Here is a 24,937-nt window from a genome sequence, read left to right as displayed (position 1 = left end):
AGGCATGAACTCGCTTCTAGGCTATGACTTCTAGGCTATGACTTACTGACTAGATCTCCTAGTTCAGAAGCGATCGCTTTGCCAATTTCTAGTGAAGAAGTGGCTGCTGGGGAGGGTGCATTACAAACATGGATAGAGTTCCGATCTTTGACGATCAAGAAATCATCGACGAGTTGACCGTTGGGCTTAAGCGCTTGCGCGCGCACGCCCGCATGAGTAGGCACTAAGTCATCCGCTTGCACTTCAGGGATCAATTGTTGGAGGCTACGTACAAAGGCTGCTTTGCTAAACGAACGGATAATTTCTTGGATGCCATCATTGGCGTGTTTGGCAGCAAGTTTCCAGAATCCAGGATAGGAGAAGATTTCTGCCATATCCTTGAGATCGAAATCTGTTTTTTTGTACCCTTCGCGCTTGAGGCTTAACACGGCATTGGGTCCCGCATGTACGCTGCCGTCGATCATTTTTGTGAAGTGAACTCCTAAAAAAGGAAAATTGGGATTTGGAACGGGATAGATCAGGGTTTTTACTAGATACCGCTTTTCAGGTTTGAGCTCGTAATATTCTCCGCGAAAAGGAACGATCTGCGCTTGTGGATCGACTTTCGCCAATTTTGCGAGGCGATCGCTTTGCAAGCCCCCACAGTTGATCAGAAATCGAGTTGTGAAAGTACCGCGATTGGTTTCGAGGACTTGCCCTTCTGGCGTTGGGGTGATTTTCTCAACTTTAGTATTGAGCAAAAGCTCACCCCCGCGATCGCGAATCAGATCGGCATATTTCTGACATACTTGACGATAGCTGACAATTCCCGTTGAAAAGACGCGAATTCCTGCTAAACATTGAACATGAGGCTCAATTTCTTGGACTTCCTCACGACTAATTTTAGCAACTTGGAGACCATTGGCTAAGCCTCTCTGGTAAAGGTTCTCAAGTTGTGACAGCTCATTTTCTTTGGTGGCAACAATGACTTTTCCACAGACCTCATGGGCAATACCATGTTCGCGACAAAATGCCACCATGGACGCGCAACCATCGTAACAAAACTTTGCTTTAAAGCTGCCTGGACGATAGTAAATGCCTGAGTGAATTACCCCACTATTATTCCCCGTTTGATGAAACGCCCACTGGCTTTCTTTTTCTATCACAAGTAACCGTGCTTGAGGATAGCGTTGGCTAAGCGTCATCCCTGTTGCAAGTCCTACAATACCGCCTCCAACGATTGCAAAGTCGTACATTCCTGTGATTTCTCCTAAATATTCTTTTCCTTGACAATTTATCCTTTAGAAGGAGAAAGGGCGCAAGCATTTTTTCTATTCTCTGAGTTTACCGAAGGCAGGGATGTTTTTTACCCTCTGCTTATTACTAGCTATCTTCTGCTAGCCTTGACTAGTATAGTGAAACTGCATTTAACATACAACTTAGGGCGTGCAAAATGAAAGCAGTAATTTTAGCTGGTGGACTAGGTACTAGGTTGAGCGAAGAAACTTATCTCAAGCCAAAACCTATGATCGAGATTGGTGGAAGACCGATTTTATGGCACATCATGAAGATTTATTCTGCTTATGGTATTACTGAATTCATTGTTTGTTGTGGTTACAAAGGATATGTAATTAAAGAGTACTTTGCTAACTATTTTCTGCATATGTCTGACGTAACTTTTGATATGCAGTCCAATCAAATGGAAGTGCATCAAAGACATGCTGAGCCATGGAGAGTAACGTTAGTAGATACTGGTGAGCAGACGCTTACAGGAGGAAGGCTTAAAAGGGTTCAAAGCTATGTTGGACAAGAAGCTTTCTGCTTTACCTATGGAGATGGTGTTAGCAATGTCAATATTAGAGAACTGATTTCTTTTCACAAAGAGAAAAAGTGTCTTGCTACGGTTACAGCCGTTCAACCACCAGGACGATATGGGAATTTAAATATCGAACAAGGACTAGTTCTAAATTTCCAAGAAAAGCCACAGGGGGATGGAGGATGGATTAATGGGGGGTATTTCGTTCTAGAGCCAGAGGTTTTTGATTTGTTGGAAGGAGACAAAACTAGTTGGGAGGATAGTTTACCACTCATTGCCAGTAACCATAAATTATCCGCTTTCAATCATTATGGGTTTTGGCAAGCGATGGATACGCTGCGAGATAAGAACTATCTAGAAAGCCTATGGAATGCAGAAAGTGCTCCTTGGAAGGTATGGTAAATGATGATTACTGGATTTTGGCAAGGTAAGAGAGTATTACTGACTGGGCATACTGGGTTTAAGGGGAGTTGGCTATCTATTTGGCTTCAAACATTAGGAGCGGAGTTAATCGGATTTAGTTTGCCTGCACCGACGCAACCGAGCTTATTTGATTTGGCAAAAGTTGGCGATCGCATGCGTTTGGTATTTAGCGACATAGGAAATCTAGAGCGCTTATGTCAAGTTGTCGCTGAGTTTCAGCCAGAAATCGTGATTCATATGGCAGCACAAACGCTGGTGCGTCAGTCCTATATGACTCCTGTAGAAACCTATGCGGTGAATGTGATGGGGACCGTGAATCTATTAGAGGCGGTGAGGCAAGTAGGGGGAGTTCGCGCCTTTGTAAATGTGACTTCAGATAAGTGTTACGAAAATCAGGAATGGGTATGGGGATATCGGGAAAATGAACCCCTGGGAGGCTACGATCCTTATAGTAGTAGCAAAGCCTGCGCGGAACTAGTGACAGCAGCCTATCGCAACTCGTATTTTAATCTGGCTGATTATGCAAAACATGGTGTGGGGATTGCCACAGCGCGTGCTGGAAATGTAATTGGTGGCGGGGATTGGGCAAGCGATCGCCTAATTCCTGATATTCTCAAAGCTTGGCAGTCAGGAGAAACGGTAGTGATTCGCTATCCTCAAGCTATTCGCCCTTGGCAACACGTACTCGAACCTTTATCTGGATATTTGACTTTAGCGGAGCATCTGTACCACGATGGCATAACCTACAGCGGTGCGTGGAACTTTGGTCCCAACGAATCTGATTCCAAACCCGTTGGTTGGTTGGTCGATCGCATGCAGGAGCTATGGGGATGTGGGGTCGGTTGGACACAGTCAACTTTACCCCATCCGCACGAAGCCAATTACTTGAAACTAGATTGCTCAAAGGCACGAAGTCAATTAAAGTGGCAACCAAAGTTAGACGTTCAAACCGCATTAGTTTGGGTTATAGAATGGACTAAGGCGTTACAGTCTGGCGCTAACATGAGAGATGTAACGGTCAATCAAATTAGGGAGTTTTCAAGCTTTAAATCATTATGACGCAAGGACTTTGTCGCTTCTGTAAGACTTGCCTAAAGCATACCTTTGTCGATTTGGGGATGTCGCCTTTGTCTAATGCCTATCTGAAGGGAGAGAAATTAAACAGTGCCGAAAAGTTTTATCCCCTTCATGCTTATGTTTGCGAACAATGTCTCTTAGTGCAGTTAGAGGAATTTGAATCACCCGATCGCATTTTTAGCGATTATGCCTACTTCTCTTCCTATTCAGACAGTTGGTTGCGTCACGCACAACAATATACTGAGTTAATGCTAGAGAGATTTGGCTTTAACCAAGCAAGTCAGATCGTTGAAATTGCCAGTAATGACGGCTATCTTTTGCAGTTTTTTCAAGCCAAAGGGATTCCAGTCCTTGGGATTGAGCCAGCCGCGAACGTAGCCCAGGTGGCTGAAGCAAAGGGCATTCCGACCTTAGTGAAATTTTTTGGTGTGCAAACTGCACGGGAACTCGTACAGGAAGGAAAACAAGCTGATTTATTGTTAGGGAACAATGTCTTAGCGCATGTTCCAGATATTAACGATTTTGTCGCGGGGATAAAACTCATCTTGAAACCTAAAGGGATTTTGACCATGGAGTTTCCCCATTTGTTGCAATTAATGCATCAAAATCAGTTTGATACAATTTACCACGAGCACTTTTCGTACTTTTCCTTTCAGACAGTAGCAGCAATATTTGCGGCTCATGGGATCGCGTTGTTTGATGTTGAAGAACTACCTACGCACGGAGGTTCGTTACGGATTTACGGTAAACATCAAGAGAATCAAAAAATGACCATTTGCGATTCTCCCCCTGGGGATGCGTCTCGCCGCGTCCAAAATGTAATAGACAAAGAAACACAAGCAGGACTAGACAAAATAGAAGTCTATTCCCAGTTTGGGAGTAGAGTCATGCAAACGAAACGTGAATTGCTGAGTTTTTTGATCGAAGCGAAAAATACAGGAAAAACGATTGTTGGGTATGGCGCGCCCGCAAAAGGAAATACACTCCTTAATTATTGTGGAATTCGCACAGATTTTCTTGACTATACTTGCGATCGCAGCCCTCACAAACAGGGATTATTTCTACCTGGGACGCATATTCCGATCTTCTGCCCCGACAAGATTGCAGAGACTAAACCCGATTACGTACTGATCTTACCTTGGAATCTTAAGGAAGAAATTTGCGAACAACTATCCTGTATTCGCGAATGGGGAGGGAAGTTTATCGTTCCCATTCCAAAGGTGGAGATTTTGGAATGAAATTTATGGAAACAAAGCTCAAGGGAGCGTATGTGATTGACATCGAACCTATCGAAGATGAACGCGGTTTTTTTGCCCGTTCTTGGTGTCAGCATGAATTTACAGAACGAGGGCTAAACCCTAACCTAGTTCAATGCAATATCTCGTTTAACCTAAAAAAAGGAACTTTGCGTGGTATGCATTATCAGGTTAAACCCCATGAAGAAGCAAAGTTGGTAAGATGTACGCGCGGGGTCATTTATGATGTCATTGTTGACATTCGTCCTGAGTCAGCTACTTTTAAAGAATGGATTGCTGTTGAACTAAGTGCTGAAAATCATAAAATGTTATACATTCCTGAAGGATTTGCCCATGGGTTTCAGACCTTAGAAGATAACACCGAGGTTTCTTATCAAATGTCAGACTTTTATCATTCGGAGTCGGCAAGAGGTTTTAGATGGGATGATTTGGCATTCACAATTGACTGGTCTGTAACAGAGGATTTAATTATTTCTCTTAAAGATCGACAATATTCTTCGTTTGAGGAATTATGAATAATAAATAGAAGCTTAGTTGCTTTATTTGTAGAGTTGGGCTTAAATTGACTTTTAAGATCGTCTTTCTGCGTGCATTGTACGAATTAATTTTTTGTGTCCGCGAGTGAATAGGTTTAATGCAATGACTCATCCATTATTTTCAGTGATTATTCCGACTCGCCAAAGGCATGACACGCTTGTTTATGCAATGAAAAGCGTATTAGAACAGGATTTCAATAATTTAGAGCTAATTGTGATGGATAACTTCAGTAGTCCTGAAACTGCAGAGGTAGTAGCATCATTTAATGATTCTCGCGTGCAATATTACCGTGCCCCAAAAAGACTTTCAATGACCGAGAATTGGGAATTAGGTCTTTCCTGCGCTACTGGAGAATACATCTCTATTTTAGGAGATGATGATGCCTTTATCCCAGACTCTTTTGAATTATGTGAGGAACTATTAAAAATATATGACTTCAAAATTATTTCATGGAACTGTAATTTTTACGCTTGGCCCGCTTTCATTTCCCCTTGGCGGCGCGATCGCTTATATTTAGAACTGGATCAAGCTCCTTCAGTTTGGGATTCTAAGATGATTTTGGAGAAGGTCTATGAAGGAGTTTCTCACTATACAAATTTGCCGACACTATATAACTCCTTCGTACATAAAAGTATAATTTCTTTAGTAAAGTCATATTTTGGGCGTTACTTTCTTTCTTTCTGTCCAGATGTCTACTCTGGAATCGTAAATGCTTACTTTTCAGATCAGTATTTTTTTTCTGTGCGTGCCTTTTCGTTGTCTGGAGCATCTCATCACAGTAATGGTTCTTCATTTGTGCATAGAGGTCTAGGAGGAGAATTAGTACCAAAATTTATTGAAGAAGTGAAAGAAGATGACTTTAAAAAAGCGCACGATCAACTCATACCTACTAATAATCTTGAAGTATTGATAGCAAATGTACTCTTATACACTAAAGATATTTTCTTCCCTGAAGACCACCGTTTTAAGCTAAATATTTTTAATCTCTTACAATCGATGGCAGTTCAAATCAATAGAGACCATCTATCTTATGATAAGACCTTAGAAGAACTTGATGCTTTAGCCACTAAGCATAATATTTCACTCTCAGAGCTGAATATTCCTAGCAAACGGATAGAGACAGAAATCCCTACCCATCAACAAGGTTTGGTTGAAAGAGCTTCAGGCTTCGTAGGGTTAATCGTCAACTGTAAGCAAGCAGGTATCACTAATGTTTTACAAGCATCAAAACTAGTTCAGGCAATGTTACCTAGTAATCATGCTTTTCTCGACCTTTGTAAGCAAGTAATCCAAATTGATGAGTCTGACAATCTTACAAAAAACTTGAACTTGCAAGAGATTAACTTAATCGTTTTCCCTGATTTAAAGGAGTCTTGGGAACAGATTACTTCTGAGCTTTCTTTTATACTTAGAGATGTCATTGCTCATCCATTGGGTCGTCATATTACTGTACTTCTATGCTTCGGTGACAAATATGATTCGCAAATAACTGACGAGCTAGTTTCTGAAATAACTTTGCAATTGCTTTTCGATCGGGACTTACAAGTTTACGAGGAGACAGAACCTTCAATATCCCTGATGGAAGGACTTAGCGAATCCCAATGGCTTAAAGTTTTACCTCATATTTATGGCAGATTACCTTTAACTCATGAAAATCAAGATTTTATTACTCAAATAGGGTGTTATTGCCAAAAAGTAGGGTTACCGAATATTAAAATTTTAGATAATCTAACTTCACTCAGTATGGATATAGGTACTTGAGATGCTGAGAGGGAGACAATCTATGCATTAGATTTATAGAGGTAAAACTGTAAAGTGCTGTGGAATAAGCGAGATAATAAGATAGGCATGTTTTCTTATCCGTTCGTGGGTTCAAATAATTAAAAATAGCAATATGAAAGTGGCTATTACAGGTGCAAGTGGATTTATCGGCAGGTATGTTGTTGCTGAACTTGAAAGCTTACAAGCTATAACTACTACTCTAGTTGTTCGTCCTTCAACAGTTCTATCAAGCTTATCTTTGCAAAGCAATATCGTTAAAATTGATTTACAAAATTTTCCATTGGATTCATACGAATTGATGGGTTCTCCTGACGTTTTAATACATCTTGCATGGCATGGACTTCCTAACTACAAATCTCTCGATCACTTTCAAGATGAATTGCCAAATCAGTTTAGGCTTTTGAGAAGGCTAATAGAATCTGGTCTAAAGACGCTTGTAGTTACAGGTACATGCTTTGAGTATGGAATGCAGTCTGGTTCGTTAAGAGAAGATTTACAACCACAGCCAACAACTCCCTATGGGTTTGCAAAAAATACTCTACGGTGTCAACTGGAATATCTTCAACAAGTTAAGCCGTTTAATTTGACATGGGCAAGACTTTTTTATATATATGGTGATGGTCAAGCTGAGAACTCATTGTTTCCTCAACTAAAGCGAGCAATAGAGAGAAAAGATAATGCTTTTAATATGTCTGGTGGTGAACAATTGCGTGACTATCTCCCAGTTCGAGATGTTGCAAAGTATCTTGTTGCTTTAGCAATGACAAAACAAGACTCAGGAATCGTTAATATTTGTTCAGGAAGACCGATCTCAGTTCGCAAATTAGTTGAGAACTGGATTAAAGAAAATGGTTGGTCTATAGATATTCAGCTTGGGTACTATCCATATCCAGATTACGAACCAATGGCATTTTGGGGTGATTCACAGAAACTAAATCGATGCTTGGAGATGTAATGAAATCCTATAGAACAGTTTATCAAGCCCATCAATTTCCAGTTTTTCAGAATCGGATGTTTTCTTCTAAACAAGAAGCAGAAAATTGTGTCAAGGGAGATATTAATCTCGTTCAGGATCTTGAGACTGGACTGATTTTTAACCAAGCATTTAATTCGGATTTAATGCAGTACGATACAAACTACCAAAACGAGCAGGCTGTTAGTAATATTTTCCAAAAACATCTTAAAAATGTATCCAAAATTATCCAAAAACACTTTGACTCTTATTCGCTAATTGAGGTTGGCTGTGGCAAAGGACATTTCTTAGAACATCTTCAAGATCTAGGATTTAAGATTATAGGAATAGATCCGACCTATGAGGGTGAGAGTTCTTCAGTAATCAAGAAATGTTTTAGTCCAGAGATTGGAATATGTGCAGATGGGATAATTTTGAGACATGTTTTGGAGCATGTTCAAGATCCCGTGGAGTTTATTTTGTCAATTCGTGATTCGAATGGAGGGGGGGGCAAAATCTACATTGAAGTTCCTTGCTTTAACTGGATTTGCGATCATTGTGCATGGTTTGACATATTTTATGAGCATGTAAATTATTTTCAACTGGATGATTTCTACCGAATGTTTGAGGTCGTGTATGGTTGTGGTCATATATTTGGTGGTCAATATTTGTATGTAGTAGCCGATTTAGCTAAAATCAGACTTCCTAAATTCAAAAAATCAGCTCTTATTGATTTTCCAAAAAATTTTCTTGATACATTCTATCAATATACAAATAGTTTAAGAAATCGAAACAAAAAAAGCTTTGCTATTTGGGGAGGAGCTTCAAAAGGTGTTATCTTTGCTTTGTTTCTGCAAAGGGCAGGTATAAAAATTGAAACTGTTATTGATATCAACCCCGCAAAACAGGGGAAATATCTTGCTGGCACTGGACTCTTAGTTCAATCCCCAACGGAAGCTCTAAAAAATCTTCTTCCAAGTGCAGATATTTTTGTCATGAATAGTAATTATTTAAGTGAAATCATTGATTTGACGAATAATAAGTTTAATTATTTAACAGTGGATTGATTATGAATCTTTTTGAACAAGAAATGCACGAACGAATTAACGAGAATAGTAAGAGTGAAAACTTGATAACTAGTACCAGTGCCTTCATAAGAGATTCAATTGAGAGTAAGTATTCTTATAACTTTTCTTGGTTAGGTAGACCAATTATTCAGTACCCTCAAGACATGATTGCTATGCAGGAACTGATTTGGTCGATTCAACCAGATTTAATCATTGAAACTGGTATTGCTCATGGCGGCTCGTTAATTTTTTCCGCTTCGATGCTGGAATTAAATGCCATCTGTGGCGGTTCGCAAGATGCTGAAGTGTTGGGAATAGATATTGATATTCGCGCTCATAACCGCAAGGCTATTGAGGCACATCCAATGTTCAAACGCATTTCGATGATTCAGGGTTCTAGTATTGCTCCTGAGATTATCGAGCAGGTCAAGGCTAAAGCAGATGGCAAGCAAAGAGTTTTAGTTTGCCTAGACAGCAATCATACCCACGAACACGTACTTGCCGAGCTAGAAGCCTATGCGTCACTGACTTCTGTAGGTAGTTACTGCGTTGTGTTCGATACTGTGATTGAAGACTTGCCGAGTGATATGTTTGGCGATCGCCCTTGGGGTATAGGCAACAATCCTAAAACTGCCGTATGGGAATACTTAAAAAAACATCCCGAATTTGAAATTGACAAAAGCATTCAAAATAAGCTGCTGATTACCGTTGCGCCAGACGGATATTTGAAGCGGGTTAAGCAATGATAGTAATCTCTCCCTACCACGAGCAACCAAAAACCTACATAAGTCCTAAATAATTGCTTAAATTAAGTAGTTAGTAATACCATTTTCAAAAGATAATGCGACGCATTATCTTTTGAAAGACCGCGCGGAGCGCGGAACTCAAATCGCGATCTGTTGCAACTCTAAGTAAAATTGGTATAACAAGAGACTTGCTGTAGGTAATTTATGGGACGAACTTTAACAACAAGCTTGGGGCGGATTTTGGCGATCGCCAGTAATGTATTTCGCGAAACGGTGCGGGAACAGGTTCTGTATTTAACCTTGCTGTTTACCTTCGTGCTAATCGCCGCGATCGTCGCAATTCCAGAGTTCTCGGCTGAGGGTGCACCCAGAATGATCGTAGACTCAGGCATGGCAGCGATCGAAGTTGTGAGCTTGATCGTGGCAATGTTTGTCGGCACAAATCTAGTGAATAAGGAACTAGAGAAACGCACGATTTTTGTGTTGATTGCCAAACCGATGAGTCGGGCTGAGTTTATTTTGGGCAAACACTTAGGCATTAGTGCCGTGATCGCGACGCTAATTGCGATTATGACCGCAATTTTCATCGCCTTAATGGCTATTCGTAAAATTCCTTTGCCAACGGATGCGATTTTGATCGCCAACTTTTTTACATTTTGGCAAATCATGCTGGTGGCAGCGATCGCAGTCCTGTTCGGAACCTTCAGCAGCTCTCTGGTAGCGGCGTTGCTGACTTTGGCAAGTTACTTAGTGGGAAACTTTAGCCGCGATTTGCTTGTACTTGGCGAAATCTCTAAAAATGCCAGCTTTCAAAATGTCACTCGGTTTCTCTATCTGGTTTTGCCCGATCTATCCCGCGCTAATTTAAAAAATGAGGCTGTATATGGGATTTTGCCTAGCATTCTCGAGCTGTTTAATAACGGGGTATATATTTTAAGCTACGCCTTGCTGGTGCTAGCGATCGCGATCTTAATCTTCTCAAGACGTCAATTTTAAAGAAGGTTTTCAGCAATCGGTTATCGGGATCTAGACTGACAACTGACAACTAAAAGCTAACAAGCCTCTGCTGCCATCACGCACTTTAAGATGGTTAGACCCTTTTTAACCTGACGGGAAATCGTAACGGCACTGACCCCTAGGATTTTGGCAACTTCTCGTTGGGTGAGGTCTTCTAGAAAGACAAACTCGACAATCTCACGGGTACGTGACTCTAGATGAGTTAGTGCTTGTTGTAAACGAATACGATCGTCTTGCAGTCCTTGCAAACGCGGATCGGGAACCATTTCAGCGAGGCAAGCAGAGCAATCTTCATCAGACCGAACGGGGGCATCTAGGCTGAGGGGACAGCGATTTTGATAGGCTAGTTTCACTTCTTGCCACTCGGCTAGGCTTACACCCAGAGCATTGGCGAGTTCCTGTGGGGATGGTTCCCGCTTATGTTCGCTGCGTAACTGTTGGGCTACTTTAATCGCTTGTTGGTGTAATTCTAGGCAGCGGCGAGGGACGCGCAGGATTGAGCTTTTGTCACGTAGGTAATGTTGAATTTCGCCTCTAATATAACGCACAGCAAAGGAACTAAAGGCATAACCGCGGTTCACTTCAAATCGCTCGATCGCACCCATCAAGCCAATCGACCCAACTTGTAACAGATCTTCATAGGCTTCTGACGCTTGGTTGATCCAGTAGCTCACTTCTTTTTTGACCAGACCAATATTTAGCTTGACCAACTGATTGCGGACTTTTGCAGATGGCGATAGACGATAGGCTTTGAGCAGTTCGAGGGTCGTGCTCTTGTCTTCTGCGGAAAACTCTCTGACCTTGGATTCAGAACTCTGTTGGTTGTCGGCAACAATAGTTAGATTTCTAGGCTCGGCTGTAATTGTTTGCGTCATGTCTCTTGATTCCTGCCACCTTATACGTTCGTTCGCCCCTAACAAATGCTTGTTTTAGTCATTTATTTCAAGCATGTATGTAGCTTAGTCGAGCGATCGCCAAACCGTCACCTTGCAGCCCGTTAGGAATTTACAGGGTTTCTTCACTGGTTTTACCTAACAGCCTGTTAGGTTGAAGTTTTACAACAATTCCCAGATCGCCAGCTTTTGGTTGCATAATGCTGATGTCTTTATATAAATGCTTTGAACATAGCTAATCGCTCACACTTCATTGCGATAAACGTTCGGATTGTCGATTTTTTGTTACGATCCTCAGTGATTGACTTTGTGACCGCAGTAATCCGATGGTATCCAACCTCGATAACTTTGACAGGCTATTTCCAGAAGCTGCACAGAACTGGGATCTTGCAAGGCTGTATGCAGATTTGGAAACTTCCACAGGAAAAGAACTCAAGCCCTTTGAGAAAGCTTGTTTGCGGGGACTGCTGTGTCGTTATCGCCCTGGACAAATCGCCTTTAAATTTGCTTGGACATCAGGAACCCTCAGGGTTGAGCTGAATAAAGGTCTATATCGATCGCTGGAGGCATTAACCGGAAATCCTTCTAACACGCTGAAATGGGAGCATATCGGCGAGTGGTTAGAGGCAAAGGGGTATAAGGTTTCATTCCAGCATCAGGTTGGCATTCAAGGGAATCGGATCGACTGGGGGGAAGCGCCCGATATCCCTAGCTTTTTTGGGCGGGTCGAAGATATTAGTAAGTTAGAGCAGTGGATTGGGAACGATCGCTGTCGTCTGGCGGCGGTATGGGGAATGGGGGGCATTGGCAAAACTGCCCTCGTCGCCAAATTAACCGAGAAAGTCCAAGCGCAATTTGAATGCACGATCTGGCGATCGCTGCGGGGCGCACAGCCTCTATCCCAACTGCTAGAGGATATTCTGCCATTTCTGGTTGGGGGAAACCTTCAGGGGGCAGCAGATACTTCGGCCCTGCTCGAACTCCTAAAAACCAAGCGTTGCCTAATCGTCTTGGATGACTTTGAGACGATCTTACAAGATGGAGAACTGGTGGGCTTATACCGTCAAGGTTGCGAAGGCTATGCCCAGTTACTAGAGCGAATCGGTTCAGAACGACATCAAGGCTGCTTGATTGTGGTGAGCCGCGAACAACCCAAGGAAATTTCGACCCATCAAGGTCATGATTTACCCGTGCGCTCTTATAAGTTGGGAGGATTAAAACGTCAAGGTGCTTTGGAACTTCTCAAAGCGAGAGGTTTCTCTGGCTCTGAGAATGGTCTAGAGGTTCTGGTCGAGCAATATCGAGGCAACCCCTCGGCGCTCAAAATCGTGGCAACGACGATCCAAGATCTGTTTAATGGCAATATCTCGGAGTTTCTCAAGCATACCGCCTTGGCGTTAGGGGATATTCTGCGTACCTTGCTCTATCAGCAGTTCGAGCGTTTGTCCGATCTAGAGAAAGATGTAATCTATTGGTTGGCGCTAAAACGTAGACCTGTATCTTTGGCGAATTTGCGCGAAGATATGGATCTGCAAACATCTGGCTCAGAACTCATTAATGCTTTAGAGTCTTTGCGGTGGCGATCGCTGATTGAAAAAGTGACCGAGCAGGATGAAGTGATGTTTATGCTAGAACCTGTTGTCACCAAGTATGTAAATAAGAACTACATTGACGAAGTTAGTAAGGAAGTCAACGACATTCTTACCAATCGCAGCTTTAGTAAGATTCGCCTGCTCAAAAGTCATGCTTTGGTGGAAGATCGCGCCCCAGACTCGATTCGAGCGATCCAGATCCGTTTGGTGCTCAAGCCCATTAAAGATAAGCTCGCCAAATCGCTGCTCCAAGCAGAACTGACAGCGGAGACGCTCCACGATATTCTCTCGGCACAATTAAACCCAGCCTTGCAGGATGGTTATGCTGAGACAAACATGGCTTTGTTGGGTCTGTGGTGGTAGTTCTTTCAAGCGACACTCCAAGACAAAAACTCCCCAAAGCTGATGGGGAGTTTTTGTCTTTTCTCCCCCCTTTTGCAAGGGGGGACAAGGATAAAGCTAGGTTTACACGAGTGTGACACTACCGATAAAGCGATCGGACTCTGCCTTTGTCGCCGATAAGTGGTGGGAAAGGAGAGGCAGGTCAGCCCCATCGATTCTTGGTTTTACAGACTCAAAGGCAGGTACAACAATGGACTTGTCTTGCTTAGTGAGACGGTTGTAAAGCTCTTGCGAGTGGGGGTAGTTGAAAGCAGGGAAGGTGGTATAGCGGTTGTAAGGCACAACATCTTCACCAAAAGCTTCTAGATACTCAATGCTGCTGACAAGCTCGGTCACAAATGCCTTCAGACCTTTATTTGCCAGTACGAGGTTGTACTTGCGAATTTCGGCTTGATCCAAAGGAGCGCGTCCCAAGAAGTGCTTTGTACCCAATTCGATTACCTTGGTGTTCGGATAGGGGGTGTAAAACTCCTTGATGTACAGGTCAGAAGTACCGATCGCCAAGATAAATTCCTTGACAGAAATCTGGCGATTCTTTAGAAGGCTAGTAAAGCGGCTAAATTGCTCGTCGGCAACATAGGCATCCATATCACGCTCGAAGACTTGGCGGTAAGCAGCACGGACGAGGCTGTTGACTTCAACGGGATCGGTGTTGGTGAGTTTGAATACCTTGGTTTGTACGCGTTTCTTGGTAACACCTTGGGCGATGCGATCGCGAATCGAAACCTCTGAACGTTGCTCAGTGACAGTACCCAATTCGATAAAGCGGGCAGTTCCAGCTTTATCAACCTTTTCAACAGCCGTACCGCGATTCTTTCTAAGGGAAAGACCTGCGGGTGTGAGATAACGTTCGTAAGGAACCGTATCTTCACCAAACGCTGTTGAATAGTCAGGGCTGTCAATCAAGGCATCGATCAAAGCATAGAAACCTTGTTTGGCACAGATGTCAAAGTACTTATTCATCTCTTGGCGACCATAGGTAGGACGACCAATCAGACGACGGTGGATATACTCGATCGCTTTACAGACATAGAGTTTTGTCCAATAAAGATCTCGGAATAGATTGGACTTGGCAAGCTGGCGCACAAACTCGCGCACCGTAATCTCGCCATTTTCCAGTCTGATCTCTGCGACTTGTAAGCGCTGACCTTCGTAAACATCTCGACCAATTACTTGCAAGTAAATGGCTCGAATTACCGCTTGAGAAGAGTTTTCGGTGTTTTTGATGCTTAAACCCTTCGTCGAAAACTTTCTGCCATTAAAGGCTGGAAGTTGATCGAGCTTAAATACCTTAGGCCCAAGCGATCCAGGAGCTTCACCCATCGCACCAGGATTGCCGAGTTCGTTGGAAGTGGGAGATCCGACGCGAATCAGAATGCGGTGCGTATCCTTACCAAATGGAGCAGGACTAGAACTAGGATTTCTGGTTTCTTTGGGGAAGATTGCGCCAAATTGAATTTCCAGAGAATCGTTACCAGAGCCATAAACATGCTGGTCGGGTAAGGGGCGTTGGTAAGAGGCAAACAGGGTAATGAACTGAGGCACCTTACGGAAGGGGGCAGAGTACTTAAACAGGTCAAACTGTGCGCCCCAGTTACGACTAGGTTGGGCTTCTTGACCGTAACCGCGCTGATAGGGAACGGTTTCTTCGCCAAAATAGTCGCTGTATTCGGTAGAGTCAACCAGTGCATCTACTAACGCACTCAAACCGCCTGTAGAGACAATGGAGAAATACTTTTGTACTTCTTCGCGGCTTTCAGGTCCGCGTCCGAGGAAATGCTTAAAGGCAAGCTCGAGAGCGCGTGAATTGATAAAGGGTAAAAAGAACTGGTCGCGATATAGAGGTGACTTGCCAAGGCGGCGCACAAACTCGCGGGTAGAGATTTCGTTGTTTTTGACCTTTGACTCTAGGTCAGAGATGCTTTGGCTATAGGCACGGGTAATATCGCGCTCAAAGATTTGGCGGTAGGCAGCCTTAACCACATCGTTCTTCTCAGTAGAAGAAAGCCCAGGCTTCATCACAAACTTTTGACGACGCTCGGCAGTGTTGAAGTAGATTTGGGGTAAGCTCAAGCCTTGCAAATCTGTGGAGTTGCGCTGACGAACCTTTTCAGAGGGGGTAGGGGCTTTAAACTCAGCGATCGCTACATCCATATACTGACCGACGAGCGCGATCGCTTCATCATCGCCAACAAAGTAGCTTGCTGCAGCTTGCTTCATGGTTTGCAGGGCCACAATCGTTGCCTCAGTCGAGCAAGCAGCCTCGATAATCTCGCGCAAACCTCTGGTGTTTTGAGCCAAGATATTTGGGTCACCCGCTACAATTGCATAGGTGGCATAACGCAAAAACCAACTCAAATCCCGCAGCGATTTTTTCATACGCTCGGGACCATAGCGAGAAATATTAATGGGGCGGAAGTTGGCTGGAGGTTGGTCGATTACACCTGTAATCCCAGTGGCGCTAAAAAAGGATTTGATCGTATCGATAAAGTTAGAACTAGCCTCAGCATAGGTAACCAACCCTAAATCCATACTGCGCTTGATGTTCATCGGAAGACCATCTTGGGCAACTTGGATCTCATCCTCTTTGGGTTTCTCTAGAAACGCCATGGCTGCACCACCCGTAAAGATACGACCAGCAGCACGAGAAACGATGTTATCGGAGTTTTTTGTCAGGATGGCAGCGATCTCTAAGCGTTTAACGCCAGATTGGAAATATGCAGTTAAGTCGTCAAGCTCACTACGGGCTGGAAACCGATCCTGTTGTTCTACCTGTGAAATTGTGGAGGTTAGGGCAGTCTGATATAACCGGGGACGGGCGTTAACTGCTCCGCTCGATGCTGTCACACTCATTTGTCTACCTTTTTTTAATGTAAGGATTATATGTAAAACGTCAAATTAATATTCACCCAGTATAAAGGGGCTAGTAATCTATCTCACCAGAAAATGTCCACCTTACAAAGTAATTTCAACATTTCGTGAAGATAAGTTTTGTAAAGTATCTTAAGGTGGGGATCGGTTGACCTGCCCCCAAAACATCTAAATAAAACAACGATTAGCGAGCCTTAATTGTTTGAGAACCTAGTGAACTTCTAGTTTGTGCAGGCAAGATACCTGCATTACAGATTAACTACAACTTTTAGGATTGCTATTTTGCCTTTTTACGCGGAAACACAATGCCTAGCAGGGGTGGCGAGATAAAGGTTGTAACAATAACCATCACGAGAATCGCAGCATTTAAAGCAGGGGATAGCGCCCCACTGGTTGCACCAACTCCCGCAAACACTAGCCCCACCTCACCCCGAGGAATCATGCCAACCCCGATCGCTAAGCGATTAATCGGTACTTTCCCACGCACGGTAAAGCCCGTTACCACCTTCCCCAGAATTGCCACCACAATTAAAAATGTGGCAATAATTAGCCCTTCTCGATTCTCTGGAATCAAGGGATTTAAAACGCCGAGATCGGTTTTAGCCCCTACTGAAACAAAGAAAATCGGTACAAAAATATCCGCGATCGGTTTTAGCAGCACTTCGAGTTCTTTGCGCGGATCGGACTCTTCGAGCACTAACCCTGCGACAAAAGCCCCTAAGATCGCCTCCAAATGTAATGCTGCCCCAAGATATGCCATGCTCAAAGCAAAAATCATGGCTGGAACAATTACCCCCCCTCTGGTTTTGAGGCGATGGATTACTTTTATGAATGCCCTGTTAAAAAATCTGCCAAGCCAAATTGCTCCAAGTAGAAAAACCGTAGCCTCAACAATCAGCAAAATAACATGGGGCACATCTACCTTTCCTGTTTTTGCGAGACTTGCCACCACAGCCAAGACCATAATTCCCAGAACATCATCGATGACTGCGGCTCCCAAAATAATCTGACCTTCCTTGGAATTTAACTGCCCCAACTCCAATAGAACCTTAGAGGTAATGCCAATGCTCGTTGCTGTGAGCGCAGCTCCCGCAAAGATCGCAGGAATTGCCGACATGTGAAACAACAGCATTAAGCCCACCGTTCCAAGTGCGAAGGGTACGGTCACGCCCACCACTGCCACGATCGCAGCTTGAGCCCCCACTTTTAGCAATTCGCTAAAATTTGACTCCAACCCAATCTCAAACAGCAGGATAATCACTCCTAACTCTGACAGAACTGAGATTGTCTCGCCGATCGCGGTGAAGGTAGTTGGCGTAGCCTCGGCACTCAGACCATTTGCGGCTTGCAAAAAAGTCACGATTAACGAATTAGAACTTGGATCGTTTCCGTTAGGAAACATGAGGATATGGAATGCCGAGACCCCGACTAAAACGCCCCCCACTAGTTCGCCTAAAACCGTGGGGAATCCAAACTTATAGGATAGTTCTCCGCCTAGTTTACTGGCGAAATAAATAACAACCAAGCTCAGTAACACGCCTGCGAGAACGATGGAGCTGTCTGCATGGACTTCAGTTCCTAGCAAAAACCTTGGCTTGCCAAAATCAAATCCAAAATCGAAAATAGAAGCAAGAGAATTTCCTAGATTTACTCGAATCATCGGCTCCATACAGATTGTATTTACTCTAGACAATATTAATTTTTCGCCTCATCAATCAGCATAGAATAATACATATGCCATCGTAGTAGCGGATGCTGATCGTAGTAGCGGAAAACTCAACGGTTGCTTTCTATGGATCTCTGCATCCAACCAATTCTTTGGTTTAGCGATCTGATGAATCCGAATCTTGCTAGATTTTTCGCTACAGTCGGTTGATATTCAACTGATATCCAAACAGTAAGCTTGTGAGATGCCACAAATGGCTTTGCGATTGTTTAAATTGCTATAATTAGGCTCAGCTTTTTGGCGATCGTTATGCGATCGAAACCTATGACGAATACCATCAACAAATTAGAGACGATCTACCCTAGCAGTGACGGACAACCGATGGCAGAAAGCACTGAGCATTATCAATGGGTTGTCACGATCGCGGGGGGATTAGAATCTCTCTTTAAAGATGATGAGAATGTATTTGTTGCGGGAGACTTATTATGGTATCCCGTAGAAGGTAAGCCTGAAATTCGTCGTGCGCCTGATGCGATGGTGGTATTTGGTAGACCAAAGGGGGCAAGAGGTTCTTACATTCAACATTTAGAGGGCGGAATAGCACCCCAAGTAGTATTTGAGATTTTGTCTAGAGGCAATCGCATTTTAGAAATGCTGCGTAAGTTTGATTTTTATCAAACCTATGGTGTGGAGGAATATTTCGTTTACGATCATCTTTCTAATGACTTGGTAATATGGACGAGAAATCACGAACAGAATCGACTAGAACCTGTTGAAGATATCCAAAATTGGCAAAGTCCCCGTTTAGGGATTCGTTTTGAACTGACTGATGAGAGTTTAAATATTTTTAATCCTGATGGAACCAAGTTTTTGACCTATCTCGAACAAGCTCAAAAAGCTGAAGCTGAGCGTTTTGAAAAGGAACAAGCTCTAGGTGCCATGTCCAAATATGCAGCTAAATTGCGCGAAATGGGTATCGATCCTGATTCGCTCTGATTTCAATACCCGATTGCTGCCCCTATATCGGCATGGAGGATTTTCAATCCGATTGACTGAAAAAAGTAAATAGAGAGAAGGGGAAGCATACAGAGAATGGATTTGAGTAAAAAATGAATCAAGAATTGCCAACATCCATTTATTTGCATATCCCATTTTGTCGCAGGCGCTGCTTTTATTGCGATTTTGCCATTACAACGGGCGGCGAAGACCTCAAGCAACGCTATGTCGAAACCCTCTGTCAAGAAATTGCCCTGACTGCTGCCTATAAATCACCCAAAGCCCAACTCCAAACCATCTTTTTTGGTGGCGGTACTCCTTCGCTTTTGAGCGTCGCGCAAATCGATCGCATTCTCGAAGAGATCGCAAGGCATTTTGGCATCGTAGCAAATGCAGAAATCTCGCTCGAAGCCAACCCAGGCACGATCGCCTTAGAAACCGCCGCAGGCTACCGCGCCTTGGGTGTAAATCGGATTAGTCTAGGGGCACAGGCATTTCAGCAGGAACTTTTGGATGTTTGCGGAAGGGGACATAGCGTCGAAGAAATCTATTCTGCTGTAGATGCCATTCAAAAGGCAGGAATTGCGAACTTCAGTTTAGATCTGATCTCAGGCTTACCCAAACAAACGATCGCGCAATGGCAGGAGTCTTTAGATCGTGCGATCGCCTTTACACCCACCCACATGTCAATCTATGACCTCACAATTGAAGAAGGAACGGCATTTGGGAAACGCTATCAAGCAGGCGATCGCCCTCTCCCCACTGAAGAGACGACCGTTGAGATGTATTTGCTGGCAAGGCAAGCCCTGCGATCGGCAGGTTACGAACATTATGAAATCTCTAACTACGCGCGATCGGGCTATCAATGCCAACACAATCGCACCTATTGGCTCAATCAACCTTTTTACGGAGTCGGTATGGGAGCAACCAGCTACCTAGATCGAGAACGCATCGATCGCCCTCGCAAAATTCGCGAATATTTTGAAATGGTGGAAGCTTGTCAACAATTAGGTAAGGTTCCGTTTGCGCCTAAAGTTTTAGATATTGAGGAGCTTTTAGACTCGCTTATGCAAGGCTTGCGATTGTCAGAAGGCTTAAGCCTTCAATCTCTAACTCAAAGATATGGAAAGGAATTAAGCGATCGGGTTTGCGAATTAATGGAACCCTATTTTGGTAAAAAATGGGCAAGTCTAGAGAATGGATATCTCAAATTGATTCCACCTGATGGCTGGCTTTTCTCAAATGAGATTATTGCTGACTTGTTTGAAAAACTTGGCTGAGAGAGAGCAGTTTGCGATTGCCCTACAATTCGAGATTCCAGCCTTTTTACTGAATTACGGTTTTGATGGGAATTTGCATTCTACTTGAATCTCAAAGTTGCTTTCTGCCGAGCCTTCAGTCAGCATGGGAATACCAGCTTTACCGCCAATTTTGAGGCTGAACTTGAGCGTGATCTTATCAACTTCAGCAGCGCCTAGATTCCGAAATGCACCGATCGCATAGGTAGTGTAACCGCGAATGGTGTCATGGACTTTTTTGAGGTCAACGGTGGGTAAGTTATCGCGATATCCTTCCTCTGAGTCGGGCTCGTTGTAGGTTTCTTTGGGTGCGATGTAAATTGAGAATTCTTCGCCGTTTTCGCCTTTGACAACTAGCTCTTGCATTTCTGACATCTTGACCTTTCCTGAGCGATAGGACTATTCTGCAAGCATAACCGATCGCTTGCATTTCACTTTTAAAGATTTCTAAACAAAGAATTATGGCTCGATCTGCCCTTGTTATTGGCATTGCCCGTTATAGCAATTTTCGCAATCTTGAAAAAACGGTTAATGATGCAGGAGCGATCGCGGAGATTCTAGAGCAACACGGGTATGCGATCGAGCCATTGCCGCGCAAACTCGCCGCAGGGGATGAAAATCGCTATGAGTTGGATCGCGATCCGAAGAAAGAGGTGAAGGGGAGCGATCTTAGAACTAAGCTTCAAACTTTTTTGTTAGAGCAAGCTAAAGGTAAAGATGCGTTGATTTATTTTGCGGGGCATGGGTTTGTATTGCCTAATCTTGCCAAAAAGAACATTGGCTACTTTGCCGCATCAGATACGGCTAAAGATGGTCAGAATTCTATAAGTTTTGGTGAATTCACTGAGCTAGTTGCTGAGTCGGAGTTAAATAATTTGGTGGTGTTGCTGGATTGCTGTCATGCAGGGAATTTGATTGAAAGCAGTCAATATCAGGCGATGCAGAAGGTTTTTAATGACAAGAAGAATTATTACTTGATGGCGGCTTGTCGTGGGTTTGAGCGATCGCGTGAGGGTTCGGAACATGGCATTTTTACGGCGGCAGTGTTAGAGGTTTTACGGGCAAGGGTTGCGGCTGGGGAAGCGGTGGATCTTGATAGTTTGTTTAGTGAGGTATCGCAAAGGTTGAAGCAAAGCGGTCAGGAGGTGGTGCGATCGGCGATGGGTGGGGCGATTACTTTGATTGAGAAAGCTAGAGGAAACATTGCGACCGTGATTAATGAAGCTTGTCCTTATGTGGGATTGGAAGCATTCGATCGAGAGACAGCGCAGTATTTTTATGGTAGAGAAGAGCAGCTTAATTTATTGTTGAGAAAGATTGAAAAATCGCGATTTGTGCCTGTGATAGGGGCATCGGGTAGCGGTAAATCATCGCTAGTGAAAGCAGGTTTGATGACTGCTTTGGCAAAGCAGGGCTGGTGTGTGCTGCCGCCGATTAATCCTTGGGCAAATCCATTGACGATGTTGAAGCAATCGCTGGTACAACAGTTTTATAAGTTGCCTGCGGAAATTCAGAAGGCTTGTGTACGGCTAGAGGCAGATGGTTTGAATGCGATTTTGCCTGAAGGGTCGCAACGGATTTTGCTGGTGGTGGATCAGTTTGAGGAGTTGTTTACGGTTTGTGCGAGCGAGCAGGAACGTCAAGATTTTATACGATTGTTGGTGGATGGAGCCGATCGCGAGGGACGCTTGACGATCGCGACAACCATGAGAGCCGATTTTGTGGAGCAAGCGTTGCAATATCCTGCCTTGGCGAAGTTGATTCAACGCGATCGCGTGTTTTGGTTAGTGCCGTTAGAACTTTCAGAAATGAAAGAGGCGATCGCTAAGCCCGCGCAAATGCATGGCTACGAATTGGCAGAGGGTTTGCTAGAGGCAATTTGTGAGGATGTGGAAGCCGAGAAAAATAGTTTGCCGTTATTGGAGTTTGCGCTAACAGAGTTATGGGAACGGCGCGATCGCCAAAATCATCGCTTGACTTTGGTTGCCTATCTAGAGATGGGCAAGTTGCGCGGCGCGTTGGATCGTCATGCTAAGCAGTTGTATGAGGAGCTGAGATCGGATGAGGAGCGCAAGTGGGCGAAACGGTTGTTTTTGAAGTTGGTTCGCACGGGGCAAGATGTCAGGGATACGCGGCAACGACAGTCAAAGCAGTTTTTGTTAGGGATGGGAAAATCGCCAGCCGATCGAGAAACGATCGCGAATCTATTAGAAATTTTTGCGGGGTCTGATGGGCGGTTATTGGTGGCTAGTGAGACTCATAATGTTGCTTTTGTGGATTTGGCGCATGAGGCTCTGATGGATGGTTGGCAAATGTTTGTTGAGTGGCGATCTGAGGATCGGGATTTGAGAAGACTTTGCGATCGGGTGAAGGATGCCTTTGATGAATGGAATAAAGCTCTGGACAAGGACAAGTTCTTGTTACCTGAAGGTGTTGTCGCCCAAATCGAAGAGGTCGAAGCTGCGATCGCTGACTACCTCACACCCGAACAACAGGAATTTGTGCGACGAAATCGTTACAAATACAAGCCTTGGCTCGATCCTAGCAACTTTCCCGAAATGGTAGATATTCCCAGTGGCAGGTTTTGGATGGGATCGCCCGACGGAAAAGGCTACGATGCCGAAAAGCCCTACCACCAAGTCAGCGTACCTGCATTTCGCATGGGTAAGTATCCCGTCACTCAGGCACAATGGCGCACTGTGGCGATGTCACCAAAAATAGATCTAGACTTGAACCTATCTCCTTCCTACCATCGCGGCGACGATCGCCCCGTAGAGCAAGTAACTTGGTACGAAGCCCAAGAGTTTTGCGCGCGGCTATCGAACCTGACAGGAGAGCGCTACCGCTTGCCCAGTGAGGCAGAGTGGGAATATGCCTGCCGTGCGGGAGCAAAAGACTATAGCGAGTATTGTTTTGGCGATGATGTCAGTCAGTTAGGCGATTATGCTTGGTTTGGCGACAATAGCGGCGATCGCGCGATCGATGCGGCTCAAATTTGGAAAGAAGTTGGCGAAAATTCCAGCCAATATATAAATCGACTGAGGGCAAACAAAAACGAAACTCACGACGTAGGGCTAAAGTTGCCCAATGATTGGGATCTCTACGACATGCACGGCAATGTCTGGGAATGGTGCGCCGATGATTGGCATGCTAATTATGAAGGAGCGCCTACTGATGCATATAATTGGACAAAAGATATTACGAATCATGAAGACGGCGTAACAGAAAAATCGCTGCGCGGCGGTTCTTGGGACTACAATTCTTTCAGTTGCCGTTCTGCTTACCGTCTCGGGATCGACGCAGACTATAGGTACGGCAATGTCGGTTTTCGGGTTGTTGTCTCGGTCTTCGGTTCTTCGTGAGGACTTCTCTTTTCCCTTTACACTCTTTCCCTCTTACCCTTTATCTTCGTGAGTGGGGCGAAGCCCCTAAAATTTTTTTCAAAAATGAAGAGTTGTAACTCTTCCAGCCAATCGTTCGACTTCGTGTCATGCTAAAAATCCCAATCCTTGTTTTTGCGTCTTAGTACGTAAGGCACATTGGGTGGGATTGAGTTACAAACTGCTGCGCGGCGGTTCTTGGAACAACAATTCTTTCAATTGCCGTTCTGCTAACCGTATCGGGAACGACGCAGACAATAGGAACAACAATGTCGGTTTTCGGGTTGTTGTCTCGGTCTTCGGTTCTTCGTGAGTACTCTCTGCCATCAGAACTGATAAAAGGGATTTTATCGGGCGTATATTGAGAGTCCAGACTCTTTCCCAGCGATGCGGGTGACTGCATCCAAATATAAAACCGAGCCAGTTATTTTAGTAGGGTTCTCGAAAGATTGACTGGCTCACCCAAGCATTAATCTGTAGGGGTTTTGCCTAGGCTAGATGGTGCTCGAACGACGAATGTTCCTCGGCTACTCACAATTCACTAGAGCCGCAATATCAGCGGCTACAATCCTTTCTAGATTGCGTGTAATCTTTTGGATACCCCAATTCCACCAAGACACTTCAAGTAATGCTTGGATCGTTTTATCATCAAAGCGTTGACGAATACACTTAGCTGGGTTGCCTCCAAAAATCGTATAGGGCGCAATATCACTGACCACGACTGATTTTGCAGCAACGATCGCTCCATCTCCTATCTTTACTCCTGGCATGATGACCGCTTCATAGCCTATCCACACATCATTCCCAATCACCGTATCACCTTTGTATGGTAGATCTCCTGCTTGAGGAGAAACTCTTTCCCAGCCATTACCAAAGATCTCGAATGGATAGGTTGAGATCCCGTCCAATTTGTGGTTTGCACCATTCATGATAAATTTTACACCTCTTGCCAAAGCGCAGAATTTGCCGATAATGAGGCGATCGCCAATAAATGGGAAGTGGTATAGAACATTACGCTCAAAGTCTTCTGAGTCTTCTGGATCGTCGTAATAGGTATAATCGCCAATGATGATATTAGGATTCAACACTGTATTCTGAATGAAGCAGATTTGTGGAAATCCCTTCATTGGATGTTTATCTTTCGGATCGGCTCCGTACAAAATAGCCTCCTACTTCTCGAAATGCTT

19 protein-coding genes and 1 pseudogene are annotated in these 24,937 nt (G+C 44.0%); 14 read left to right on the top strand and 6 right to left on the bottom strand.

The features are described from left to right. Positions 1–35: 35 nt before the first annotated feature. Positions 36–1,235, bottom strand: a complete 1,200-nt coding sequence (lhgD, locus tag ACP2WE_RS05710; protein ID WP_425214624.1) for an L-2-hydroxyglutarate dehydrogenase — start codon at positions 1,233–1,235, stop codon at positions 36–38. Between the two features lie 197 nt (positions 1,236–1,432). Here lhgD and rfbF point away from each other — a divergent pair, with 197 nt between their 5' ends. The 9 genes from rfbF to ACP2WE_RS05665 all read left to right on the top strand — a co-directional run bounded on the left by rfbF (position 1,433) and on the right by ACP2WE_RS05665 (position 10,631). Beyond that, positions 1,433–2,197 carry a glucose-1-phosphate cytidylyltransferase gene (gene rfbF, locus ACP2WE_RS05705; RefSeq protein ID WP_425214623.1) on the top strand — a complete coding sequence of 255 codons (765 nt, stop codon included), beginning with the start codon at positions 1,433–1,435 and terminating at the stop codon, positions 2,195–2,197. A gap of 3 nt (positions 2,198–2,200) precedes the next feature. Continuing rightward, the gene (gene rfbG, locus ACP2WE_RS05700; RefSeq protein ID WP_425214689.1) at positions 2,201–3,277 is read left to right on the top strand and encodes a CDP-glucose 4,6-dehydratase; all 1,077 of its coding nucleotides are present in this window, start codon (positions 2,201–2,203) and stop codon (positions 3,275–3,277) included. Then, positions 3,274–4,533 carry a methyltransferase domain-containing protein gene (locus ACP2WE_RS05695; RefSeq protein ID WP_425214622.1) on the top strand — a complete coding sequence of 420 codons (1,260 nt, stop codon included), beginning with the start codon at positions 3,274–3,276 and terminating at the stop codon, positions 4,531–4,533. Before rfbG ends, ACP2WE_RS05695 begins: the two co-directional genes overlap by 4 nt. Next, entirely contained in the window at positions 4,530–5,066 is a 537-nt protein-coding gene (gene rfbC / locus ACP2WE_RS05690) for a dTDP-4-dehydrorhamnose 3,5-epimerase (protein WP_425214621.1), read from the top strand. The genes ACP2WE_RS05695 and rfbC overlap by 4 nt, the downstream gene beginning before the upstream one ends. A 124-nt stretch (positions 5,067–5,190) precedes the next feature. After that, a complete protein-coding gene (locus tag ACP2WE_RS05685; protein WP_425214620.1) occupies positions 5,191–6,849 on the top strand; it encodes a glycosyltransferase family 2 protein in 1,659 nt (552 codons plus the stop codon). Between the two features lie 133 nt (positions 6,850–6,982). After that, entirely contained in the window at positions 6,983–7,825 is an 843-nt protein-coding gene (locus tag ACP2WE_RS05680; protein ID WP_425214619.1) for an NAD-dependent epimerase/dehydratase family protein, read from the top strand. Then, entirely contained in the window at positions 7,810–8,889 is a 1,080-nt protein-coding gene (locus ACP2WE_RS05675) for a class I SAM-dependent methyltransferase (RefSeq protein ID WP_425214618.1), read from the top strand. Before ACP2WE_RS05680 ends, ACP2WE_RS05675 begins: the two co-directional genes overlap by 16 nt. Before the next feature lie 2 nt (positions 8,890–8,891). Further along, entirely contained in the window at positions 8,892–9,635 is a 744-nt protein-coding gene (locus ACP2WE_RS05670) for a cephalosporin hydroxylase family protein (protein ID WP_425214617.1), read from the top strand. A gap of 204 nt (positions 9,636–9,839) precedes the next feature. After that, complete coding sequence (locus ACP2WE_RS05665) at positions 9,840–10,631, top strand: ABC transporter permease (protein WP_425214616.1); 792 nt, start codon at positions 9,840–9,842, stop codon at positions 10,629–10,631. A 56-nt stretch (positions 10,632–10,687) separates the two neighbouring features. Here ACP2WE_RS05665 and ACP2WE_RS05660 read toward each other — a convergent pair whose 3' ends face one another. Continuing rightward, positions 10,688–11,527, bottom strand: a complete 840-nt coding sequence (locus tag ACP2WE_RS05660; protein ID WP_425214615.1) for an RNA polymerase sigma factor SigF — start codon at positions 11,525–11,527, stop codon at positions 10,688–10,690. 344 nt (positions 11,528–11,871) lie between these two features. Here ACP2WE_RS05660 and ACP2WE_RS05655 point away from each other — a divergent pair, with 344 nt between their 5' ends. Continuing rightward, entirely contained in the window at positions 11,872–13,500 is a 1,629-nt protein-coding gene (locus tag ACP2WE_RS05655) for an NB-ARC domain-containing protein (protein ID WP_425214614.1), read from the top strand. Between the two features lie 102 nt (positions 13,501–13,602). Here ACP2WE_RS05655 and ACP2WE_RS05650 read toward each other — a convergent pair whose 3' ends face one another. Together ACP2WE_RS05650 and ACP2WE_RS05645 are read right to left on the bottom strand one after the other, a co-directional pair. Then, positions 13,603–16,392 carry a phycobilisome rod-core linker polypeptide gene (locus ACP2WE_RS05650; RefSeq protein WP_425214613.1) on the bottom strand — a complete coding sequence of 930 codons (2,790 nt, stop codon included), beginning with the start codon at positions 16,390–16,392 and terminating at the stop codon, positions 13,603–13,605. Between the two features lie 295 nt (positions 16,393–16,687). After that, positions 16,688–18,070: a cation:proton antiporter gene (locus ACP2WE_RS05645; RefSeq protein WP_425214688.1), complete on the bottom strand. Its 1,383-nt coding sequence runs from the start codon at positions 18,068–18,070 to the stop codon at positions 16,688–16,690. Positions 18,071–18,400: 330 nt separating this feature from the next. On the opposite strand from ACP2WE_RS05645, the gene ACP2WE_RS05640 reads away from it, so the two are divergent. After that, positions 18,401–19,072, top strand: coding sequence for a Uma2 family endonuclease (locus tag ACP2WE_RS05640; protein WP_425214612.1), 672 nt, complete (start codon positions 18,401–18,403; stop codon positions 19,070–19,072). A gap of 113 nt (positions 19,073–19,185) precedes the next feature. Further along, on the top strand, positions 19,186–20,352 hold the full coding sequence (gene hemW / locus ACP2WE_RS05635; protein ID WP_425214611.1) for a radical SAM family heme chaperone HemW: 1,167 nt from the start codon (positions 19,186–19,188) through the stop codon (positions 20,350–20,352). A gap of 54 nt (positions 20,353–20,406) precedes the next feature. On the opposite strand, the gene ACP2WE_RS05630 is transcribed toward hemW, so the two are convergent. Further along, complete coding sequence (locus tag ACP2WE_RS05630; protein ID WP_425214610.1) at positions 20,407–20,745, bottom strand: CU044_2847 family protein; 339 nt, start codon at positions 20,743–20,745, stop codon at positions 20,407–20,409. Positions 20,746–20,831: 86 nt separating this feature from the next. Here ACP2WE_RS05630 and ACP2WE_RS05625 point away from each other — a divergent pair, with 86 nt between their 5' ends. Both ACP2WE_RS05625 and ACP2WE_RS05620 read left to right on the top strand, forming a co-directional pair. Beyond that, positions 20,832–23,732, top strand: a complete 2,901-nt coding sequence (locus ACP2WE_RS05625; protein ID WP_425214609.1) for an nSTAND1 domain-containing NTPase — start codon at positions 20,832–20,834, stop codon at positions 23,730–23,732. 154 nt (positions 23,733–23,886) lie between these two features. Next, positions 23,887–24,063, top strand: a pseudogene (locus tag ACP2WE_RS05620) (SUMF1/EgtB/PvdO family nonheme iron enzyme); the annotation flags it as partial. 214 nt (positions 24,064–24,277) lie between these two features. On the opposite strand, the gene ACP2WE_RS05615 reads toward ACP2WE_RS05620, so the two are convergent. Continuing rightward, positions 24,278–24,913: a Vat family streptogramin A O-acetyltransferase gene (locus tag ACP2WE_RS05615; protein WP_425214687.1), complete on the bottom strand. Its 636-nt coding sequence runs from the start codon at positions 24,911–24,913 to the stop codon at positions 24,278–24,280. Positions 24,914–24,937 lie beyond the last annotated feature (24 nt).

This window comes from Tumidithrix helvetica PCC 7403 (genome assembly GCF_965232925.1).
Classification (GTDB): domain Bacteria; phylum Cyanobacteriota; class Cyanobacteriia; order Pseudanabaenales; family Pseudanabaenaceae; genus Tumidithrix; species Tumidithrix helvetica.
Note: the sequence above shows the minus strand (reverse complement) of the source record. Positions and strands in the feature narration are given on the sequence as shown.

Bases quoted from the DNA above. Each gene is read 5' to 3' on its own strand.
- lhgD (WP_425214624.1), bottom strand. From the start codon at position 1,235: ATGTACGACTTTGCAATCGTTGGAGGCGGTATTGTAGGACTTGCAACA.
- rfbF (WP_425214623.1), top strand. From the start codon at position 1,433: ATGAAAGCAGTAATTTTAGCTGGTGGACTAGGTACTAGGTTGAGCGAA.
- rfbG (WP_425214689.1), top strand. From the start codon at position 2,201: ATGATTACTGGATTTTGGCAAGGTAAGAGAGTATTACTGACTGGGCAT.
- ACP2WE_RS05695 (WP_425214622.1), top strand. From the start codon at position 3,274: ATGACGCAAGGACTTTGTCGCTTCTGTAAGACTTGCCTAAAGCATACC.
- rfbC (WP_425214621.1), top strand. From the start codon at position 4,530: ATGAAATTTATGGAAACAAAGCTCAAGGGAGCGTATGTGATTGACATC.
- ACP2WE_RS05685 (WP_425214620.1), top strand. From the start codon at position 5,191: ATGACTCATCCATTATTTTCAGTGATTATTCCGACTCGCCAAAGGCAT.
- ACP2WE_RS05680 (WP_425214619.1), top strand. From the start codon at position 6,983: ATGAAAGTGGCTATTACAGGTGCAAGTGGATTTATCGGCAGGTATGTT.
- ACP2WE_RS05675 (WP_425214618.1), top strand. From the start codon at position 7,810: ATGCTTGGAGATGTAATGAAATCCTATAGAACAGTTTATCAAGCCCAT.
- ACP2WE_RS05670 (WP_425214617.1), top strand. From the start codon at position 8,892: ATGAATCTTTTTGAACAAGAAATGCACGAACGAATTAACGAGAATAGT.
- ACP2WE_RS05665 (WP_425214616.1), top strand. From the start codon at position 9,840: ATGGGACGAACTTTAACAACAAGCTTGGGGCGGATTTTGGCGATCGCC.
- ACP2WE_RS05660 (WP_425214615.1), bottom strand. From the start codon at position 11,527: ATGACGCAAACAATTACAGCCGAGCCTAGAAATCTAACTATTGTTGCC.
- ACP2WE_RS05655 (WP_425214614.1), top strand. From the start codon at position 11,872: ATGGTATCCAACCTCGATAACTTTGACAGGCTATTTCCAGAAGCTGCA.
- ACP2WE_RS05650 (WP_425214613.1), bottom strand. From the start codon at position 16,392: ATGAGTGTGACAGCATCGAGCGGAGCAGTTAACGCCCGTCCCCGGTTA.
- ACP2WE_RS05645 (WP_425214688.1), bottom strand. From the start codon at position 18,070: ATGATTCGAGTAAATCTAGGAAATTCTCTTGCTTCTATTTTCGATTTT.
- ACP2WE_RS05640 (WP_425214612.1), top strand. From the start codon at position 18,401: ATGACGAATACCATCAACAAATTAGAGACGATCTACCCTAGCAGTGAC.
- hemW (WP_425214611.1), top strand. From the start codon at position 19,186: ATGAATCAAGAATTGCCAACATCCATTTATTTGCATATCCCATTTTGT.
- ACP2WE_RS05630 (WP_425214610.1), bottom strand. From the start codon at position 20,745: ATGTCAGAAATGCAAGAGCTAGTTGTCAAAGGCGAAAACGGCGAAGAA.
- ACP2WE_RS05625 (WP_425214609.1), top strand. From the start codon at position 20,832: ATGGCTCGATCTGCCCTTGTTATTGGCATTGCCCGTTATAGCAATTTT.